The organism is Amycolatopsis sp. N2S4-7 (assembly GCF_058119595.1).
Genome location: NZ_CP172299.1, coordinates 3871046 through 3889674 on the forward strand (window position 1 = coordinate 3871046; position 18629 = coordinate 3889674).

Annotated in this window: 19 protein-coding genes; 14 read left to right on the forward strand and 5 right to left on the reverse strand. The window is 71.6% G+C overall.

What is annotated here, in order from left to right; all coding sequences use genetic code 11:
* The first annotated feature begins 91 nt into the window (after positions 1-91).
* The 5 genes from ACH54P_RS18040 to ACH54P_RS18060 all read left to right on the forward strand — a co-directional run bounded on the left by ACH54P_RS18040 (position 92) and on the right by ACH54P_RS18060 (position 6145).
* Positions 92-1591, forward strand: a complete 1500-nt coding sequence (locus ACH54P_RS18040; protein ID WP_489914189.1) for a leucyl aminopeptidase — start codon at positions 92-94, stop codon at positions 1589-1591.
* Positions 1592-1702: 111 nt separating this feature from the next.
* A complete protein-coding gene (locus ACH54P_RS18045; RefSeq protein ID WP_489914191.1) occupies positions 1703-3667 on the forward strand; it encodes a TRAP transporter permease in 1965 nt (654 codons plus the stop codon).
* Positions 3664-4638: a TAXI family TRAP transporter solute-binding subunit gene (locus tag ACH54P_RS18050; protein WP_489914193.1), complete on the forward strand. Its 975-nt coding sequence runs from the start codon at positions 3664-3666 to the stop codon at positions 4636-4638. The genes ACH54P_RS18045 and ACH54P_RS18050 overlap by 4 nt, the downstream gene beginning before the upstream one ends.
* Before the next feature lie 9 nt (positions 4639-4647).
* Positions 4648-5682, forward strand: coding sequence for an SMI1/KNR4 family protein (locus ACH54P_RS18055; protein ID WP_489914195.1), 1035 nt, complete (start codon positions 4648-4650; stop codon positions 5680-5682).
* Positions 5683-5692: 10 nt separating this feature from the next.
* Positions 5693-6145 carry a GNAT family N-acetyltransferase gene (locus tag ACH54P_RS18060; RefSeq protein ID WP_489914197.1) on the forward strand — a complete coding sequence of 151 codons (453 nt, stop codon included), beginning with the start codon at positions 5693-5695 and terminating at the stop codon, positions 6143-6145.
* On the opposite strand, the gene ACH54P_RS18065 is transcribed toward ACH54P_RS18060, so the two are convergent.
* On the reverse strand, positions 6142-6486 hold the full coding sequence (locus tag ACH54P_RS18065; RefSeq protein WP_489914199.1) for an oxidoreductase: 345 nt from the start codon (positions 6484-6486) through the stop codon (positions 6142-6144). The genes ACH54P_RS18060 and ACH54P_RS18065 overlap by 4 nt on opposite strands.
* A 182-nt stretch (positions 6487-6668) precedes the next feature.
* Here ACH54P_RS18065 and lpdA point away from each other — a divergent pair, with 182 nt between their 5' ends.
* From lpdA to lipB, 5 genes are all read left to right on the forward strand, one after another.
* Positions 6669-8042 (forward strand): dihydrolipoyl dehydrogenase, encoded by a 1374-nt coding sequence (gene lpdA / locus ACH54P_RS18070; protein ID WP_489914201.1) that lies wholly within the window; start codon positions 6669-6671, stop codon positions 8040-8042.
* Positions 8043-8098: 56 nt separating this feature from the next.
* Positions 8099-9868: a 2-oxoglutarate dehydrogenase, E2 component, dihydrolipoamide succinyltransferase gene (gene sucB / locus ACH54P_RS18075; RefSeq protein ID WP_489914203.1), complete on the forward strand. Its 1770-nt coding sequence runs from the start codon at positions 8099-8101 to the stop codon at positions 9866-9868.
* 97 nt (positions 9869-9965) lie between these two features.
* The gene (locus ACH54P_RS18080; protein ID WP_489914205.1) at positions 9966-10841 is read left to right on the forward strand and encodes a TIGR01777 family oxidoreductase; all 876 of its coding nucleotides are present in this window, start codon (positions 9966-9968) and stop codon (positions 10839-10841) included.
* Positions 10838-11461 (forward strand): phosphatase PAP2 family protein, encoded by a 624-nt coding sequence (locus ACH54P_RS18085; protein WP_489914207.1) that lies wholly within the window; start codon positions 10838-10840, stop codon positions 11459-11461. Before ACH54P_RS18080 ends, ACH54P_RS18085 begins: the two co-directional genes overlap by 4 nt.
* Entirely contained in the window at positions 11458-12201 is a 744-nt protein-coding gene (gene lipB / locus ACH54P_RS18090; RefSeq protein WP_489914209.1) for a lipoyl(octanoyl) transferase LipB, read from the forward strand. The genes ACH54P_RS18085 and lipB overlap by 4 nt, the downstream gene beginning before the upstream one ends.
* Positions 12202-12306: 105 nt before the next feature.
* Here lipB and ACH54P_RS18095 read toward each other — a convergent pair whose 3' ends face one another.
* On the reverse strand, positions 12307-13242 hold the full coding sequence (locus ACH54P_RS18095; RefSeq protein ID WP_489914211.1) for an LLM class F420-dependent oxidoreductase: 936 nt from the start codon (positions 13240-13242) through the stop codon (positions 12307-12309).
* A gap of 5 nt (positions 13243-13247) precedes the next feature.
* Entirely contained in the window at positions 13248-13859 is a 612-nt protein-coding gene (locus ACH54P_RS18100; protein ID WP_489914213.1) for a TetR/AcrR family transcriptional regulator, read from the reverse strand.
* 131 nt (positions 13860-13990) lie between these two features.
* Between ACH54P_RS18100 and ACH54P_RS18105 the strand changes: the two genes are divergently transcribed.
* From ACH54P_RS18105 to ACH54P_RS18120, 4 genes are all read left to right on the forward strand, one after another.
* Positions 13991-14512, forward strand: a complete 522-nt coding sequence (locus tag ACH54P_RS18105; RefSeq protein WP_489914215.1) for a hypothetical protein — start codon at positions 13991-13993, stop codon at positions 14510-14512.
* 72 nt (positions 14513-14584) lie between these two features.
* Complete coding sequence (locus ACH54P_RS18110; protein ID WP_489914217.1) at positions 14585-15535, forward strand: oxidoreductase; 951 nt, start codon at positions 14585-14587, stop codon at positions 15533-15535.
* Between the two features lie 25 nt (positions 15536-15560).
* Complete coding sequence (lipA, locus tag ACH54P_RS18115; protein WP_489914219.1) at positions 15561-16562, forward strand: lipoyl synthase; 1002 nt, start codon at positions 15561-15563, stop codon at positions 16560-16562.
* Between the two features lie 45 nt (positions 16563-16607).
* A complete protein-coding gene (locus ACH54P_RS18120; protein ID WP_489914221.1) occupies positions 16608-17255 on the forward strand; it encodes a DedA family protein in 648 nt (215 codons plus the stop codon).
* Between the two features lie 38 nt (positions 17256-17293).
* Here ACH54P_RS18120 and ACH54P_RS18125 read toward each other — a convergent pair whose 3' ends face one another.
* Positions 17294-18046 (reverse strand): hypothetical protein, encoded by a 753-nt coding sequence (locus tag ACH54P_RS18125; RefSeq protein ID WP_489914223.1) that lies wholly within the window; start codon positions 18044-18046, stop codon positions 17294-17296.
* A 1-nt stretch (position 18047) separates the two neighbouring features.
* The gene (locus ACH54P_RS18130) at positions 18048-18611 is read right to left on the reverse strand and encodes a papain-like cysteine protease family protein (protein WP_489914225.1); all 564 of its coding nucleotides are present in this window, start codon (positions 18609-18611) and stop codon (positions 18048-18050) included.
* Positions 18612-18629 lie beyond the last annotated feature (18 nt).

Consider the following 18629-nt stretch of genomic DNA (forward strand, 5'->3'; position numbering starts at 1 on the left):
TGTTCACCCGTGGTCCGGTCGTCATTAGCATGGCTCACGATCCCGGCCGGGCCGGTGCCCGGTACCACCGAGAACGCGCGAGGAGCCAGAAGTGACCGTGCCTAAGCTCGCCCTGTCCGACAACACCGGGGAGGCACTGGCCAAGACGCGCGCCGACGTGGTCGTCATCGGCACCCTGCAGGGCGAGGACGGCCCCGAGCTCGCCGCGGGTGCCGCGGCTGTGGACGCCGCCTTCGACGGCCGCCTCGCCGGCCTGCTCGCCACGCTCGGCGCGAGCGGCAAGGCCGAAGAGGTCGTCAAGGTGCCGACGCTGGGCAAGCTCACCGCGGGCGTCGTGCTCGCCGTCGGCCTGGGCAAGGCGGGCGACGCCGTCACCGCCGAGCAGGTCCGCCGCGCCGCGGGCGCCGCCGGCCGCGCGCTGGCCGGCACCGACCGCGCCTTCGTCACGCTGTCGGAGCTCGACCTGCAGGCCGCCGTCGAGGGCACGATCCTCGGCTCCTACGTCTTCACGGCCTACCGCTCCGAGAAGGGCGACTCCCCGGTCGCGAAGCTCGACTTCGCGAACCCGGCCGGCGGAACCGCCCGCGAGCACAAGGCGACGCTGAAGGCGGCCGGCAGCATCGCCGAGGCCGTCATCACCGCCCGCGACCTGATCAACACCCCGCCGAACGACCTGTACCCGGCCTCCTTCGCCGACCGCGCGAAGAAGCTGGCCGAGGACAACGGCCTCGAATTCGAGGTGCTCGACGAGAAGGCCCTCAAGCGCAAGGGCTTCGGCGGCATCCTCGGCGTCGGCGGCGGCTCGTCCCGCCCGCCGCGGCTGCTGCGCCTGGGCTACAAGCCGGCCAAGGCCGCCAAGAAGGTCGCGCTGGTCGGCAAGGGCATCACGTTCGACTCGGGCGGCATCTCGCTCAAGCCGGCCGCGAACATGGACCACATGACCTCGGACATGTCCGGCGCGGCCGGCGTGCTCGCGGCCGTGGTGCTGGCCGCGAAGCTGAAGTACCCCCTCGAGGTCGTCGCGCACATCCCGCTGGCCGAGAACCTGCCGTCCGGGACGTCGTACCGGCCGGGCGACGTGCTGACCATGTACGGCGGCAAGACCGTCGAGGTGCTCAACACCGACGCCGAAGGACGGCTCGTCCTGGTCGACGCGATGGTGCGCGCGGCCGAGGAGAACCCGGACTACCTGATCGAGACCTCGACGCTGACCGGCGCCCAGGTCGTCGCGCTCGGCAACCGCACCGCCGGCGTGATGGGGTCGGACGACTTCCGCGACCGCGTCGCCGCGATCATGCAGGCCACCGGCGAGAACGGCTGGCCGATGCCGCTGCCGGAGGAGCTGCGCGCCGACCTCGACTCGCGGCTGGCCGACCTGGCCAACGTGACGGGTCACCGCTGGGGCGGCATGCTGGCCGCCGGGATCTTCCTGCGCGAGTTCGTCGCCGACGGCCTCGACTGGGTCCACATCGACATCGCGGGCCCGTCGTTCAACACCGGCTCGCCGTGGGGCTACACCGGCAAGGGCGGCACCGGCGTCCCGGTCCGCACGATCGCGGCCGTGCTGGCGGACATCGCCGCCAACGGCTGAGGAACGCGTTCTCGGAAGGGCTCCCGCCGCGGCGGGGGCCCTTCCGGCGTTTCGGAGCCGGTGATCGAATTGCCGCTTTCGGTGTGATCCGCGACACCGTACCGTGGCCGGGTGACGACCGAGCCGGTGGAACGCGACTCCCCCGCCGAAATCGCCGCCGAGCACGACGAAGAACGCCCGGCGCGCACCCTCTCCCGCGTCCCCGACCGCGTCGTCTACTTCGTCGCGCTGGCCGTCGCGGTGCTGGTGCTCAAGCAGGTGTTCTTCCCGTTCGCCAAGGGCAACCAGTTCTACCTCGTGCTCTTCCTCGGCGTGACGCTGCCGCTGGTCTTCCTCTGCTACCGCCCGCGGCTGCGCGGCCGCGACGACCCCGGCTGGACCGACTGGGCCCTCGCCGTCGTCGCGCTGGCCGCCGGCCTGTACCCCGTGCTCATCGGGTACGACGACTTCCTGAACCGCCAGGGCATCCTGTCGCCGCTGGACATCGTGGCGGGCGCGCTGCTGCTCGTGCTGATCCTCGAAGCCACCCGCCGCACGACCGGGCTCGTGCTGCCGATCGTCTGCCTGCTCTTCCTGGCCTACGCCTACTACGGCGGCTACCTCCCGCAGAACTGGGGCATCGCGCACGCCGGCATCGACTTCAGCCAGATCGTCAACGCGCTCTTCAACGACGCCAGCGGCTTCTACGGCACGCCCTTGGACGTCGCGGGCAGCTACATCGTGCTGTTCACGCTCTACGGCGCCGTGCTCAACGCCTCCGGCGCCGGCCGGTTCTTCGTGGACATCTCGTTCGCCGCCTTCCGGAAGTCGCGGACCGCGCCGGGCCGGACCACCGTCCTGTCGGGCTTCCTGCTCGGGACGGTGTCGGGTTCGGGCACCGCGACCGCCGTCAGCCTCGGCTCGATCACGTGGCCGATCCTCAAGAAAGCCAACTACCCCAAGGAAAACGCGGGCGGCCTGCTCGCCGCGTCCGGGATCGGGGCGATCCTCTCGCCGCCGACGCTGGGCGCCGCCGCGTTCATCATCGCCGAGTACCTGCAGACGTCGTACCTGACCGTGCTGATCTGGGCGACCGTGCCGACGCTGCTCTACTACCTCGGCATCGTGTTCGCGATGGAGGCCGACGCGCGGCGGTTCAAGGCCGAGCCGGTCGACGTCCCCCACGGTGATCCCTGGAAGCTCCTGCTGACCGGCGGCTACCACTTCCTGTCGCTGGCGATCATCGTCGTGTTCCTGGCCCTGGACATCCCGCCGTTCGCCGCGGTCGTCTACGCCACCGGGGTCGCCGCGCTGTTCGCGCTGATCGCCCGGCGCCACGACGTGCGCGGGTGGGCGAAGGACATGGTCGACGCGCTCTCGGCCGGGGTGCGCGGGGCGCTGCCGGTGATCGCGGTGTGCGCGGCGGCCGGCGTGATCACCTCGACGATCACCAAGACCGGGCTGGGCCTCGAACTCGCGGACGCGCTGGTGGAACTGGCCGGCGCGCTCACCGACAACGGCACCGTGATCCTCATCCTGACCGTGCTGCTCTCGGCGGTCGCCGTCGGCGTGCTCGGGCTCGCCGTGCCGGTCACCGCGAGCTTCATCATCGCCTGGGTGGTGATCGGCCCGGCGCTGGAGACGCTCGGGGTGGCCGACGCGGAGCGCGCGATGTTCATCTTCTACTACGCGGTGTTGTCCGAGGTCACGCCGCCGACCGCGCTCGCCGCGGTGGCTTCCGCGGCGATCACCGGCGGGTCGGTGCTCGGCACCATGTGGCAGTGCTGGAAGTACACGCTGCCGGCGTTCCTGGTGCCGATCGCCTTCGTGCTCACCGACAACGGCGCCGCGCTGCTGCTGCAGTCCGACGTCGTCACGGTGCTGTGGGTGGCGGCGGTCTCCGCGGTGGCCGTCGCCGCGCTGGCCGTGGTGACCGGGGGCTGGCTCTTCGGGCCGGTCAGCCTCCCGGTGCGGCTGCTGTTCGTGCCCGCCGCCCTGTGCCTGCTCTACCTGGAGCCGGTGCCGATCGCGATCGGGGCCGCGTGCCTCGCCGCCGCCGTGGGAACCCACGCCGTGATCAAGAGGAGGACAGCATGAAACGCGCATGGGCCGCTGCCGCGGTGCTCGCACTGGCCGTCACCGGCTGCGGCGGGAAGCAGCAGACCGACCAGGCCGCTCCGAGCGGGGCGCAGTCCTGCGAAGCGGGAGAAGGCCGGATCACCATCGCCACCGGCAACAGCGGCGGCGTCTACTACGTCCTGGGTGGCGGGCTGGCCCAGCTGATCAGCACCAACACCAAGCTGCGCGCGACCGCGGCGGAGACCGGCGCGTCGGTGCAGAACATCCAGCAGCTGGTCGCCGGCAACTACGACGTCGCGTTCTCGCTGGCGGACACGGCGGCGGACGCGGTGAACGGCAAGGGTTCCTTCGACGGCAAGCCGCAGAAGATCCAGGCGCTGTCCCGGATCTACCCGAACTCGACGCAGGTGCTCGTGCGCACGGACTCCGGCATCGACAGTGTCGCGGACATGAAGGGCAAGCGGATCTCGACGGGCTCGCCGAAGTCGGGCACCGAGGTGATCGCGAACCGCCTGCTGCAGGCGGCGGGCCTCAAGCCGGACGCGGACGTCCAGGCGCAGCGGCTCGACCTGGCCAAGACCGCGGACGGCATGAAGGCCGGCACGCTCGACGGGCTCGTCTGGTCCGGTGGCCTGCCGACCGCGCAGATCACGGACATCACGACGTCGCTGAAGGACAAGGTGAAGTTCCTCGACATCACGCCGTTGCTGCCGAAGCTCAAGGAGGTCAACCCGGTCTACGACCAGGCGGTGATCCCGAAGGCGGCCTACGGGCAGCCGTCGGACGTGCCGACGGTCGTGGTGCCGAACCTGCTGCTGGTGCGCGAGGACTTCCCGGCGGGCAACGCGTGCGCGATCACGAAGCTGATCTTCGACAAGCAGGCGGAGCTGGCGAAGGTGCACCCGGCGGCGAAGGAGATCTCGAAGCAGCTGGCGCCGCAGACCGACCCGGTTCCGCTGCACCCGGGGGCGAAGCAAGCGCTCGGTTAGGGTCGGGGCGTGGACGACTACCTCGAGGCGGCGGTCCGGGACGTCCTGATCGCGCCCGAGGCTCGCCTCGACGACCGGATCGGGTACGCGGCGCTGCTGCTCGCCGTCGCCGGCGCCCTCGACGAGGCCGACCGGCTGGTGACGCAGTGGCAGGCCCGCACGGAACGGCCGGTCGGTGAGCTGGCCGCCGACCCGGTGCGGGCCCGGGCGTGGGCGATGCTGTTCGAAGCCCGGGGTGCGCGTCCGGGCTGGGCCGAGGGCCTGCCGCCGCTGGATCTCGACGCCGAAGAGCGCGCGCACACGGCTGCCCTGCGCCGTCCGGTCTCGGACCTGGAGGGTGTCCTCCCGCCGGGCCCGGTCGCCGAGGTGGTCAAGCAGGTGGCGCCGTCGCGCCCGGATCGGGTGCGCACGGCTCTCGCCGACGGCGACCTGGCCCGCTGGGCATCGCTGGCCGGACCCGGTCCCGACGTGGCGACGCTGGCCGCGACGCGCGCCCTGGCTCCCGCGCTGGTCGCCGGGGCCGACCCGCTGGGTCTGCGCGACTGGGCGGCGACGTGCGCGGGCGCGCTGGTCGCGGCGTTGCACGAGCGGTACCCGCCGGAGCTGGGCTCCTGGCCTGAGCTGATCGCGGAGATCATGCGCCTGCGCGGCGCGGGCGAACTGACGGAAAGCCTGAGTCTGCGCGGCGGAACGACGGCCGGCGGGGCGGGACCGATCCTGCGCCACCGGACCGCTCTCCCACCGCCGGCGTCGGAGGCGGCGATCCGCTCGGCCGAGCTGCGGCTCGGCGTCGAACTGCCCGAGGACCACCGCGACTTCCTGCGCACCTGCGACGGCCTGCCCGCGGACGTGGTCTTCCCCCGCCTCCTCGGCACCGCGGACCTGCGGGTGGAGGACGGTGTCGTGGTCCTGTCGGAACCGGCGATCCTGCTGCTGTCCGCGTCCCACGTGGTCGAGGTCGATCCCGTCCTCGGCACCACCGTCCACCCGTCGTTCCGCGCGGCGCTGGTCCGGCACGCCACCCTGCTCGCCCAGGCCAGCTAGCTTGGACCGGGTGACCACCCTCAGTGCGGAGAAGATCACCCGCGACAACGTCGCGGCCGCGTGTCAGCTGGCCGTCGAACCGCACCAAAGGGACTTCGTCGCGCCGGTCGCCGTCTCGCTCGCCGAGGCCTACACGCAGCCCGTGGTCGCCTGGCCACGGCTCATCCTCGACCGCGGCGAGCCCGTCGCCTTCGTCATGGGCGGCTTCGACCCCGACGCGGAGCTCGACTTCTTCCGCTGCGGGATCTGGCGGCTCAACGTCGGCGCCGGCGTCCAGGGCCGCGGCTACGGCCGGTTCGCCGTCGAGACCGTGCTCGAGGAAGCCCGGCGGCGGGGCAACACCGCCGCCACCGTGCTGTGGATCCCGGCCGACGGCGGCCCGGAGGAGTTCTACCTCAAGCTGGGCTTCCGCCCCACCGGGCAGACCTTCAACGGCGAGGTTGTCGGCCGGATCGCGCTCTAGACCTGGCCGCGTTTCTTCCGCTCGGTGTACTCGCGCATGCGCTTCGGGTAGCCGACGCGCGCGACCTCGTACACCGGGATCGAGCGGCGGTGGCCGAACTGCTGCGCGGCCTCCAGGCTGCCGATCCGGCGGCGGGTCCATTCGCCGTCGTGGGCGATCAACACCACAGTGGTCTCCGTGACGTTGGTCTTCGGCTCCACGAACGCCTCGACACCCCGCCGCGCGGCCGCCCACTCCTCGAGGTGGCGGGTGTCCTCGGAGCTGGCTTTCCGCAGCGTACCGGCCCGCTGGCCACCCTTGGCCCGCCTGCGCAGCGAGTCGAAGAGCCCCACCTCGACCACCTTCCCTCCCGAGACTTATGCCACTCATTATCCCGATGTCCGCGTGTGGTCGGTGTCGCACACCCGGCTAGCTCGCAGCCCCGTCCGGCGTAGTGACAAGATGGCGGGTGTCGCGCGCGCGGTTATACCGGGCAGGGGCGACGACAGAGCATCACCCCACTGCTTGCCGAGGAGTTAATGAAGTGACCGACACCTCCGCCGACCTCGTGATCCTGGGAGGCGGATCGGGCGGCTACGCCGCGGCGTTCCGCGCGGCCGAGCTGGGCCTTTCCGTCACGCTGATCGAGAAGGACAAGCTGGGCGGGACGTGCCTCCACCGGGGCTGCATCCCGACCAAGGCCCTGCTCCACGCCGCCGAGGTCGCCGACGAGACCCGGGAAGCCGAAGCGGTCGGCGTCAAGGCCGTCTTCGAGGGCATCGACATCGCCGGGGTCAACAAGTACAAGGACGGGATCGTCGCCCGCCTGTACAAGGGCCTGCAGGGCCTGGCCAAGGCGCACAAGGTCAACCTCGTCGAGGGCAGCGGCACGTTCGTCGGCGGCACGACCGTCGAGGTGGACGGCACCCGCTACACCGGCAAGAACGTCATCCTCGCCACCGGCTCGTACTCGCGCACGCTGCCCGGCCTGGAGCTCGGCGGCCGCATCATCGCCAGCGAGCAGGCCCTCTCCCTCGACTACGTGCCGAAGAAGGTCGTGGTCCTCGGCGGCGGCGTCATCGGCGTCGAGTTCGCCAGCGTCTGGGCCTCCTTCGGCGTCGACGTCACCATCGTCGAAGCCCTCCCGCGGCTGGTCCCGAACGAGGACGAATTCGCGTCCAAGCAGCTCGAGCGCGCCTTCCGCCGCCGCAAGATCGCCTTCAAGACCGGCGTGAAGTTCACCGGCGCGAAGCAGGACGACAACGGCGTGAGCGTTTCGCTGGAGTCCGGCGAGACCATCGAGGCCGACCTGCTGCTCGTCGCCGTCGGCCGCGGGCCGAACTCGGCGGGCCACGGCTACGAGGAGGCCGGCGTCAAGATCGAGCGCGGCTTCGTCCTCACCGACGAGCGGCTGCGCACCAACCTGCCGAACGTCTACGCCGTCGGCGACATCGTCCCCGGCCTGCAGCTCGCGCACCGCGGCTTCCAGCAGGGCATCTTCGTCGCCGAGGAGATCGCCGGGCAGAACCCGCGCGTGATCGACGAGAGCGGCATCCCGCGGGTCACCTACTCGCACCCCGAGGTCGCGTCGGTCGGGCTGACCGAATCGCAGGCCAAGGACAAGTACGGCGCGGACGTCACGACCTTCACCTACGACCTCGGCGGCAACGGCAAGAGCCAGATCCTCAAGACCTCGGGCGGGGTCAAGCTGGTCAAGGCGCCGGACGGCCCGGTCGTGGGTGTACACATGGTGGGTGACCGCGTCGGCGAGCTGATCGGCGAAGCGCAGCTGATCTACAGCTGGGAGGCCTTCCCCGAGGACGTCGCCCCGCTCATCCACGCCCACCCCACCCAGACCGAGGCCCTCGGTGAAGCGTTCCTTGCCCTGGCCGGCAAGCCGCTGCACGTGCACAGCTGACGTCCCACCAGCAGAATCCAGACCACGCAGAATCTTGAAAGAGGAGTCAGCGAACGATGGCCTACTCCGTCACACTGCCGGAGCTCGGGGAGAGCGTCACCGAAGGCACCGTCACCCGGTGGCTTAAGCAGGAGGGCGACACCGTCGAGGTCGACGAGCCGTTGCTCGAGATCTCGACCGACAAGGTCGACACCGAGGTGCCCTCCCCGGTGGCGGGCACGGTCGTGAAGATCAGCGCCGCCGAGGACGAGACCGTCGAGGTCGGCGCCGAGCTCGCCGTCATCGACGACGGGTCCGGCGGCGTGCCCGAGTCCTCCGCCCCCGCGCAGGAAGAGCAGAAGCCCGAGCCCGAGCCGGAGCCCTCGCAGGACGAGCCCGAGCCGCAGGCCCAGGACAGCGCGCCGAGCAAGCCGGACACCGCGCCGGCCGCCGGTGGCGAAGGCACCGAGGTGAAGCTGCCCGAGCTGGGCGAGAGCGTCACCGAGGGCACCGTCACGCGCTGGCTGAAGCAGGTCGGCGACTCGGTCGAGGTCGACGAGCCGCTGCTCGAGATCTCCACCGACAAGGTCGACACCGAGGTGCCGTCGCCGGTGGCCGGCACGGTGCTGGAGATCCGCGCGGGCGAGGACGAGACCGTCGAGGTCGGCGGCGTCCTGGCCGTGATCGGCGACGCCGGTGCGGCGCCGAAGGCCGAGACCAAGCCCGAGCCCGAGCCGGAACCGAAGCCCGAGCCCAAGCCGGAGCCGGTCCAGGAGTCGAAGCCCGAGCCGAAGCCGGAACCCAAGCCGGAACCGAAGCCCGAACCGCAGGCCGCCCCGGCGGCGAAGGCGGCCGAGGCGGCCCCGGCCGCCGCGGCGAAGGACGGCTCGGCGGACGGCCCGTACGTCACGCCGCTGGTCCGCAAGCTCGCGTCGGAGCACGGCATCGACCTCACGTCGCTGACCGGCAGCGGCGTCGGCGGCCGGATCCGCAAGCAGGACGTCCTGGCCGCGGCCGAGGCGAAGCAGAAGGAGCAGGCCCCGGCCCCCGCGGCCCCGGCGCCCGCCGCCGCTGCTCCGTCGGCTCCCCGTCCGGCCGCCCCGGTCTCCCCGGAGATCCAGGCCCTGCGCGGCACCGTGCAGAAGGCCAGCCGGATCCGCCAGATCACGGCCACCAAGACCCGCGAGTCGCTGCAGATCGCCGCGCAGCTCACGCAGGTCCAGGAGGTCGACGTCACCAAGATCGCCAAGCTGCGGCAGCGGGCGAAGGCGGCCTTCAAGGAGCGCGAGGGCGTCAACCTGACGTTCCTGCCGTTCTTCGCGAAGGCCACGGTCGAGGCGCTCAAGCAGCACCCGAACGTCAACGCGTCCTACAACGAGGACACGAAGGAGATCACCTACCACGGCGCCGTGCACCTGGGCATCGCGGTGGACACCGAGCGCGGCCTGCTCTCGGTCGTGATCCACGACGCCGGTGAGCTGAGCCTGGCCGGTCTCGCGCACCGCATCGCCGACCTGGCGGGGCGGGCCCGGGCCAACCAGATCAAGCCCGACGAGCTGTCCGGTGGCACGTTCTCCATCACCAACATCGGCAGCGTCGGCGCCCTGTTCGACACGCCGATCATCGTGCAGCCGCAGTCCGGCATCCTCGGGACCGGCGCGGTCGTCAAGCGCCCGGTGGTCGCCACCGACGCCGACGGCAACGACACCATCGCGATCCGGTCGATGGCGTACCTCCCGCTGACCTACGACCACCGCCTGGTGGACGGGGCCGACGCGGGCCGCTTCCTCATGACGATCAAGCAGCGTCTGGAAGAGGGCAACTTCGAGGACGAGCTCGGTCTCTGAGCCGTACTGACGAAGGCCGCCACGGGCTCCCCGTGGCGGCCTTCGCCGCATCCGGGCCGAACGTGCGCGCGCTCAGCGGATGCGCAACGATCGAGGCATGCGAGTACTGATCGCCGGGGCGAGCGGCTTGATCGGGTCGGCGCTGGGCGAACGCCTGCGGCGCGAGGGGCACGAGGTGCGCCGGCTGGTGCGGCGGGAGGCGCGCGAAGGCGGCGAGTTCCGCTGGGACCCGCCGTCGGGCACCATCGCGAGCGGCGCCTTCGAGGGCGTGGACGCCGTCGTGAACCTGGGCGGCAAGCCGCTGTTCCCCGGCCGGTGGAGCGCGATGCGCAAGCAGGAGCTCACCGACAGCCGGGTCGAGCCGACCGAGGTGCTCGCCGAAGCCGTCGCCGAACACGGCGTCGGCGTGCTGGTCAACGCGTCCGCCGTCGGGTACTACGGCCACACGCGTGACTCCACTGTGGACGAATCGGCGCCGCGCGGCCGCGGTTTCCTCGCCGAACTCTGCGAAGCCTGGGAAGCGGCGACGGCGGCCGCGGGGGACGCGCGCGTCGTGAAGATCCGGACCGGACTGGTGCTCTCGGCGAAGGGCGGGCTGTACGGCACGCTGCGGCCGTTGTTCCAGCTGTGCCTGGGCGGGCGGCTCGGCGACGGCCGCCAGTACATGCCGTGGATCGCGCTGGAGGACGAGGTCGGCGCGATCGTCCACGCCCTGACGCACGACAACCTGGCCGGCCCGGTGAACCTGACCGGCCCGGACCCGGTGACCAACGCCGAGTTCACGCGGGCCGTCGGCCGCGCGCTGCACCGGCCGGCGCCGTGGTGGGTGCCCGGGATCGCGCTCAAGGCGGTGCTCGGCCAGGCCGGTGAGGAAATGGCGTTGTTCGGGCAGCGGGCCGTCCCGGCCGTGCTCGAGCGGTCCGGGTACGAGTTCCGGCACCGGACGCTGGACAGCGCGCTCGCCGCGGCATGACGGTCCCGGTCAAGCGCTGGCTCGTCGTCGGCGTGGTGCTCTGCGCCGCGTTCGTCCTGCTCGGGCTGGGCGTGGCGCGGCAGCCGCTCTTCGTCGACGTCGAGGTTTCCCACGCCCTGCACAGCGCGTACACCCAGCCGATCGGGCGGGTCGCGCAGGCGGGGAGCGACGTCCTCGGGCCGGTGCTCCCCTACGTCCTGGGCGCGGCGCTGCTCGCCTTGGCGCTGCGCGACCGGGCCCACGTCGGGTTGTGCGTGCGGCTCGCCGCCGTGCTGCTGCTGTGCCGGCTGACCAGCCTGGTGTTCAAGCCGGTCTTCCTGCGCGAACGCCCGCGCGACTACCCGGACCTGAGCTACCCGAGCGGCCACGTCGTTTCGGTCGCGAGCACGGGTTTCGTCCTCCTGCTGCTGTGCGCGTGGCTGTGGCCGCGGCTGGTCCGGCGGGTGGCCGTCGCCGTCGCCGTCGCGACCGTGCTGTCGGCCGCCTGCCGCGTCGTGCTCGGGGTGCACTGGGTCACCGACACGATCGGCGCAGTGCTGGCGGTGACCGGTGTCGGGCTGCTCTCAGCGTGCGCCTTGCGGCTGCTTCCCCCGGGTGACGGGCGTAGCCTCGACGGGTGAGTTCTTCCCGCACCTCCTGCCGCGCCAGCACCGAGCCCGTCGACGTCCGGGAGCTCGGCACGATCGACTACACCGAAGCCTGGGAGCTCCAGCGGAGCCGGCTCACCGCCCGCGCCGACGGCGTGAGCGGCGACACGATGCTCCTGCTGCAGCACCCGTCGGTGTACACCGCGGGCAAGCGCACCGAGCCCGCCGACCGGCCCACGGACGGCACACCGGTGATCGACGTCGACCGCGGCGGCAAGATCACCTGGCACGGCCCGGGCCAGCTGGTCGGCTACCCGATCGTGAAGCTCGCCGACCCGATCGACGTCGTGCACTACGTGCGGCGGCTGGAGGAGGCCCTGATCCACGTGTGCGACCAGCTGGGCGTGGCCAGTGGGCGCGTCGAGGGCCGCAGCGGTGTCTGGATCCCGGCCGACGACCGCGGGATCGAGCGCAAGATCGCGGCGATCGGCATCCGCGTCCAGCGCGGCGTGACGATGCACGGCTTCGAGCTGAACTGCAACGCGGACCTGAAGGCGTTCGACAGCATCGTCCCGTGCGGCATCCGCGACGCGGGCGTGACGTCCCTGTCGTACGAGCTGCAGCGCGACGTCAGCGTGGAAGCGGTGCTGCCGCTGGCCCGCGACGCGGTCCTGGCGGCGCTGGAAGGCGAGCTGCCGGTGAGCGAGGACCGCTGGCTGCCGCGCCCCGAGGCCCCGAAGGCCGCGGGCGTCACCTTCGCCCTGCAGAACTGAAGGCACTGAACGCCGTGAAGGCCACCTGGGGACACCAGGTGGCCTTCACGGGCAAGGAAACCGGACCTGTCAGCCCTTCCCGCTACTGCGGAAAACGGGGGCTGCTCAATCCAGCTGCGGCGCCACCTCGGCGGCGATGAGGTCGATCTGGTCCAGGTCGGACAGGTCCAGCAGCTGCAGGTAGACCCGGGTGATCCCGGTCTTCTCCCGCCACTGCCCGATCTTGTCGACGACCTCCGCGGGCGTCCCGGCCAGGCCGCTCGCCTTCAGCTCCGGCACGTCCCGGCCGATCGCCGCCGCCCGGCGCCCGACCTCCGCGTCGTCCCGGCCGACGCCGATGACCAGCGCGACCGACCGCAGGATCTCCTTCGGGTCGCGGCCGATCTCCTGCGCCGCAGCCTCGACGCGGGCGAACTGCGCCGCCGCGGTGTCGGGATCGGCGAAGGGCAGGTTGAACTCGTCGGCGAACCGCGCGGCCAGCGCCGGGGTGCGCTTCTTGCCACCACCGCCGATGATCACCGGCGGCGCGGGCTGCTGCGCCGGCTTGGGCAGCGCCGGCGAATCCGTCAGCCGGTAGTACGAACCCGCGAAGGAGTACGTCGAGCCCGGCGGCGTCTTCCACAGGCCGGCGACGATCTCGAGCTGCTCGGCGTAGCGGTCGAAGCGCTCCTTCAGCGGCGGCAGCGTCAGGCCGTACGCCTCGTGCTCGGCGTCGTACCAGCCGGCGCCGAGGCCGAACTCGACGCGGCCGCCGGACATCTGGTCGACCTGCGCGACGGAGATGGCCAGCGGGCCCGGGTGCCGGAACGTCGCCGCGGTGACGAGCGTGCCGAGCCGGATCCGCGTGGTCTCCCTGGCCAGGCCGGCCAGGGTGATCCAGGCGTCGGTCGGGCCGGGCAGGCCGTCGGCCGAGCCCATCTTCAGGTAGTGGTCGCTGCGGAAGAAGGCGTCGTACCCGGCGGCTTCGGTCGCCTTGGCGACGCGCAGCAGGTCGTCGTAGCTGGCCCCTTGCTGGGGCTCGGTGAAGATCCTCAAGTCCACGAGGATCAGCCTATAGAGACATCCGGTTCGGTGCGCCGCAGCCGGACCAGCATGCGGACGATCACGTCTTCGATTTCGGCGCCGACCTTCTTCGGGTCCGGTGAGCTGGCGATCTCGGTGGCCGCGCTCGACAGCGCGCCGAACAGCAGCCGCGCGGTGACCTCCACCGGCACCGGCTCGACCTCGCCCGCGTCGATCAGCGACTGCAGCCCGGACCGGACGAGCCCGAAGCTGCACCGCTCTTCGGCCTCGCGCCAGCGCTCCCAGCCCATGACGACCGGCGCCTCGTGGATGGCGATCCGCTGGTAGGCGGGGTCGAGGCAGCTGCGGATGAACGCGTTGAGCCCGCCGAGAGCCCGCTCCCACGGCGAGCCGTCGCCGTGCATGATCTTGTCGAGCCGGTCGTAGACGTGGCTTTCGACCTGGTCGAACGCCGCTTCGAAGAGCGCCTGCTTGCCGCTGAAGTGGTGGTACAGCGCACCCTTCGTCACCCGCGCGCGCTTGGCGATCTCGTCGAGCGAGGTGCCCGCGTAGCCGCGTTTCGTGAACAGCTCGACCGCGCTGTCGACCAGCGCGGACCGCGTCGACTCGGAGTAGTCGAGTCGTCTGGACCTCATTGTCGCCACCTTCACAACCTTACGCCCGGAGGATCTCTCCATACTCATGGTATGTTCACCGGGTCAGGTCCGTACCGGGAGTATGCCGCAGACCCGCGGTATGACCCGGGCCACGGAAGGGGAACCCCACGATGAGCTGGACAGACTTCTACCGACGTCAGGAAATCCTCGAAGCCGCCGTCCGCGTGGCCGCCCGGAACCCGGGCTCGCCGCTGCCGATGGCGGAGGTTCCCGGTGCCGAAGAGCACTTCGGCACCGAGGAGAACGTCCTGGCCGCCCTGCAGTACCAGTGGACGCGCGTGCTGAGCGGACGCCTGCGCGCCGAAGTCGTCGACCCGGACGAAGCCGACGGCTTCGGCGACCACGTCGACGCCGTCACCCGCGCGTGGCGAGCCGCTGTCGAAGAGCACGCCGCCCTGCGCGCGGTGCTGGACGGCGCGTACGAGCGGCACGCGTCCCTGCGCCGGATGCACGAAGGCGAGCTGCGGATGCTCGCCGTCACGGCCGGGCTGGCCGACCCGCGCGAGCCGGCCGAAGAGATCGTCAAGGTGGGCCACGCGCTCGAGGCGCTGCTGCGTACGCGCCGCGAAGAGTCCACTCGTCGCCGTCCCGTCATGGGACATCTGCGGCGGCTGCTCGCGCCCAGTGCGTAACAATCGGATCAGCGACGCGAAGCGTCTCCGTTGAGGGCGGCGGCGGGGGCATGGATGGAGTTAGGTAGTCCCATGAACCAGCGCTGGACCGAAGCCGACATCTCCGACCAGACCGGCCGGACCGTCCTGGTCACGGGAGCGAACTCCGGCCTCGGCCTGCGCACCGCCGAGGTGCTGGCGGGCAAGGGGGCCCGCGTGCTCCTCGCCTGCCGCTCCGCCGAACGCGGCGCGAAGGCCCTCGAGCAGGTCCGCGCGGCCGCCGCGGGCGCCGCACCCGAGCTCGTCCCACTGGACCTGAGCGAGCTCGCGTCGGTGCGCGCGGCCGCCGTCACGGTGCGGGAACGCACCGGCGACGCGCTGGACCTGCTGGTCAACAACGCCGGCGTGATGGCGACCGCCCGCGGCCGCACCGCCGACGGCTTCGAGCTGCAGTTCGGCACCAACCACCTCGGCCACGCGGCGCTGACCTGGTTGCTGATGCCCGCCCTCCGCGGCGGCACGCACGCCCGGGTCGTCGCGCTGTCGAGCCTCGCCGCCACCGGCGGCCGGATCGACCTCGCAGACCCCAACGGCGAGCACCGCCGCTACAACCCGGCGACGGCGTACGGGCAGTCGAAGCTCGCCAACCAGGTGTTCGCCCTCGAACTCGACCGCCGGCTGCGCGCGGCCGGCGACGACGTCCTCAGCGTCGCCGCCCACCCTGGCTACACCGCGACCGGGCTCGGCAGCGGCATGGCGCGCTCGTACACCAACCCGGTCGTCCGCACGGTGATCGCCGGCGGCCACCGGATCGGCGAGGCCCTGTTCGCCCAGAACGTCCGCCAGGGCGCGCTTCCGCAGCTGTACGCGGCCACCGCCGACGGCGTCGAGGGCGGCGACTACATCGCCCCGGGCGGCCTCGGCGGCATGCGCGGCCACCCGGTCAAGGTGCGGCCGCTGAGCGCCGCGCGCAGCGAGTCGCTGGGCGCCGGGTTGTGGGACGTCACAGCGAAGTTGACCGGCATCACCCCCGACCCCGCTTAGCCCGGACGGGCGTACGGTTGAGGGCGTGAGTGCTGCGCCTGAAGGCCGGAAGCTGTTGCGTCTCGAGGTTCGCAACAGTGAGACGCCGATCGAGAAGAAGCCGCCGTGGATCAAGACGCGGGTGCGGATGGGGCCGGAGTTCACCGAGCTCAAGGGTCTGGTGCGCCGTGAGGGTTTGCACACGGTGTGTGAGGAAGCGGGTTGTCCCAACATTTACGAGTGTTGGGAAGACCGGGAGGCGACGTTCCTGATCGGTGGGGATCAGTGCACGCGCCGGTGTGATTTCTGCCAGATCGATACGGGTAAACCGGCTGAGCTGGATCGGACGGAGCCGCGGAAGGTCGCCGAGTCGGTGCAGGCGATGGGGTTGCGGTACTCGACGGTCACTGGTGTGGCGCGTGACGATCTCCCGGATGGTGGTGCGTGGCTGTATGCGGAGACCGTGCGGCAGATTCATGCGTTGAATCCGGGTACGGGTGTGGAGTTGTTGATCCCGGATTTCAACGCTGATCCTGGGCAGTTGGCTGAGGTGTTCGGGTCGCGGCCGGAGGTGTTGGCGCACAACGTGGAGACGGTGCCGCGGATTTTCAAGCGGATCCGTCCCGGGTTCCGGTATGCGCGGTCGTTGGCGGTCATCACGGCGGCGCGTGAGGCTGGTCTGGTGACGAAGTCGAACCTGATCCTGGGTATGGGGGAGACCCCGGACGAGGTGGCTCCGGCGATGCGGGACCTGGTCGAGGCGGGGTGTGAGATTTTGACGATCACGCAGTACCTGCGTCCCTCGCCGCGGCATCATCCGGTGGATCGGTGGGTCAAGCCGGAGGAGTTCGTCGAGCACTCGCAGGCTGCCGAGGCGATGGGCTTCGCCGGGGTCATGGCCGGGCCGCTGGTGCGTTCGTCCTACCGCGCCGGACGCCTCTACGCCCAGACCAAGGCCCACCGCGGCGAGGTCCTCCCCGAGAACCTCCAGCACCTCGCGGTCGAAGGTCCCGCCGCTCAGGAAGCCGCGTCGCTGCTGGCACGGTGACCGACGCCACACCACCGACCTTAAAGGATCGGTAAAGTGGGTCGCATGGCCCTGGTTTCGGACCTCCTCAGCTGGTTGCAAGGACTCCCGGAACCGGGGCTCGTCGCGGCGACCGGCGGCCTGGTGTTCGCCGAGTGCACGATCGGGCTGGGTTTCCTGGCCCCGGGCGAATCCGGGCTGCTCATCGCGGCGACGACGGCGAACACCGTCACGCGGTTCCTGGTGCTGTGGCTGGTCGTCACCGTCTGCGCGACGGCGGGCGACGCGCTCGGCTACTTCGTCGGCCGCCGCTTCGGGCCCCGCCTGCGCGAGACGAAGCTGATCCGCAAGTACGGCCTCGACGCCTGGGACAAGGCCACCGCCGTCCTCGAACGCCGCGGCGCGTGGGCGGTGTTCTTCGCCCGCTTCCTGCCGGTGATCCGCACGCTGACCCCGGCCGCGGCCGGCACTTCGGGGCTGTCGTTCCGCAAGTTCCTGCCGGCCGCCGCGGCGGGCGCGTTCTGCTGGTCGCTGGTCCACATCGGCATCGGTGCGGCGCTGGGCGAGGCGGCCAAACGCATCGAAGGCACCCTCAACACCGGCGGCCTGATCGTCGTCGGCGTCCTCGCGGCCGCGGCGGTGTTCTTCCTGCTGCGCTTGAAGAAGCGCAAGGTCCTCGCGGAGCCCGAACGCGAACCGGAACGCGTGCCCTGAGGGTGCGGCCCGGTCTCCCGGGCCGCACCCTCCCGGCGTCAGCGGCGGGCGCGCGCCGCCCTGCCGGTGGCCCAGCCGATCAAGCCGAGCGCCAGGAGCGCCCCACCGGCGACGAACGGCCAGGAACCGGGACCCGGCACGGGTGCCGGAGCGGGCGCGGCGAGGTCGTACCCGCCGAGCTTGCCCTGGGCCCGGTAGGCCGAACCAGGCAGCTTGTCGCCGTAGAGGCGGTGCACCAGCCCCTGGTACGCCGGCAGCGTGACGCCGTCGCCGACCCGCTGCCGGGCCGGGTCGTTGAGCGGCAGCACGCGGCCGTCGCGCACCCGGTACCACGCGTTGACCTGCGGTTCGGTGAACACGAGGTCGCCGTGCGCCTGCGCGGGGAAGGTCAGCTCCTCGGTGCCGGTGGTGAAGTTGGTCGCGGTCCAGCCGGCCGCTTCCCGCGTCACCCACACCGTCGCCTGGCGGCCCGTCGAAGCGGAGGCGCGCACCGCGAAGTAGGCGAACGACGCCGGCTTCGCACCCGGCGTCCCGGCCACGAACGCGGGATCGAGCGAGTAGACGCTCACCGGTTCACTGTCCACTTCGGGCGCCTGCGCGGCCACGGCGCGCGCGACTCCGGCGCGAGCGTCGAGCTGGCCGAAGAACGCCGAAAGCTGGGTGTCCGCCGCGGCGACCGCCTGCTTGGCCGCCGCGACGTCGTCCGGCGAAGAAGCCGAAGCCGTGCCACCGAAACCGAGCACCAGCGCGGCGCCCGCGAAGAGCGTGACGAGTCCACGGAAGAGGTTCATCTCACGCCCCGATCCGGTAGAGGGACTGCGCCCACTGGAACTGTCCATTGCGGACGTAGCTCGAGTACGCCATCGCGCTGTAGCGCCGGCTGCTCGGCCACGGGTCGCCGTAGTAGACGAGCCCGCTCGAGTCGTAGCCGTAGATCACCTGGGCGTGCCCGCCGCCGGCGGTCCAGTAGATGCCCGTCTCGATCGGGCGCCGCGCGCCGATCTCGGTCTGCACCGAGGACAGGCTGAGCGCCCCGGTGACCGTGCCGGGCCGCAGCCCGAGCGCCTGGTAGCCGCGCTGCACGTACGTCAGCTCGCCGGGCTGGTTGGGGCACTGCGAACCGGCCGGGTAGCCGCGGGAGTAGTCGCAGAAGGTGTTCTGGCTGACGCTGGTGCCGTAGCCGAGGAACCGGGCGATGGTCAGGCCGCTCGCGGCCCAGCACCACTGGTTCTGCTCCTGGACCAGCTGGCTGATCGACAGCGTGGTCGCCTCGGTCGTCGCGCTCGCGGGCGGGGAGAGCAGGCCGGTGAGGGCCACGCACAGTGCGCCGAGCGCCATTGCTCGTCTGAAGTGCATTCGTTGCTCCTTGTCGGC

Coding starts and splice junctions, on each gene's coding strand:
- ACH54P_RS18050 (WP_489914193.1), top strand. CDS start 3,664: ATGAAACGCGCATGGGCCGCTGCCGCGGTGCTCGCACTGGCCGTCACC.
- sucB (WP_489914203.1), top strand. CDS start 8,099: ATGGCCTACTCCGTCACACTGCCGGAGCTCGGGGAGAGCGTCACCGAA.
- ACH54P_RS18080 (WP_489914205.1), top strand. CDS start 9,966: ATGCGAGTACTGATCGCCGGGGCGAGCGGCTTGATCGGGTCGGCGCTG.
- ACH54P_RS18085 (WP_489914207.1), top strand. CDS start 10,838: ATGACGGTCCCGGTCAAGCGCTGGCTCGTCGTCGGCGTGGTGCTCTGC.
- ACH54P_RS18100 (WP_489914213.1), bottom strand. CDS start 13,859: ATGAGGTCCAGACGACTCGACTACTCCGAGTCGACGCGGTCCGCGCTG.
- ACH54P_RS18105 (WP_489914215.1), top strand. CDS start 13,991: ATGAGCTGGACAGACTTCTACCGACGTCAGGAAATCCTCGAAGCCGCC.
- ACH54P_RS18110 (WP_489914217.1), top strand. CDS start 14,585: ATGAACCAGCGCTGGACCGAAGCCGACATCTCCGACCAGACCGGCCGG.
- ACH54P_RS18120 (WP_489914221.1), top strand. CDS start 16,608: ATGGCCCTGGTTTCGGACCTCCTCAGCTGGTTGCAAGGACTCCCGGAA.
- ACH54P_RS18125 (WP_489914223.1), bottom strand. CDS start 18,046: ATGAACCTCTTCCGTGGACTCGTCACGCTCTTCGCGGGCGCCGCGCTG.
- ACH54P_RS18130 (WP_489914225.1), bottom strand. CDS start 18,611: ATGCACTTCAGACGAGCAATGGCGCTCGGCGCACTGTGCGTGGCCCTC.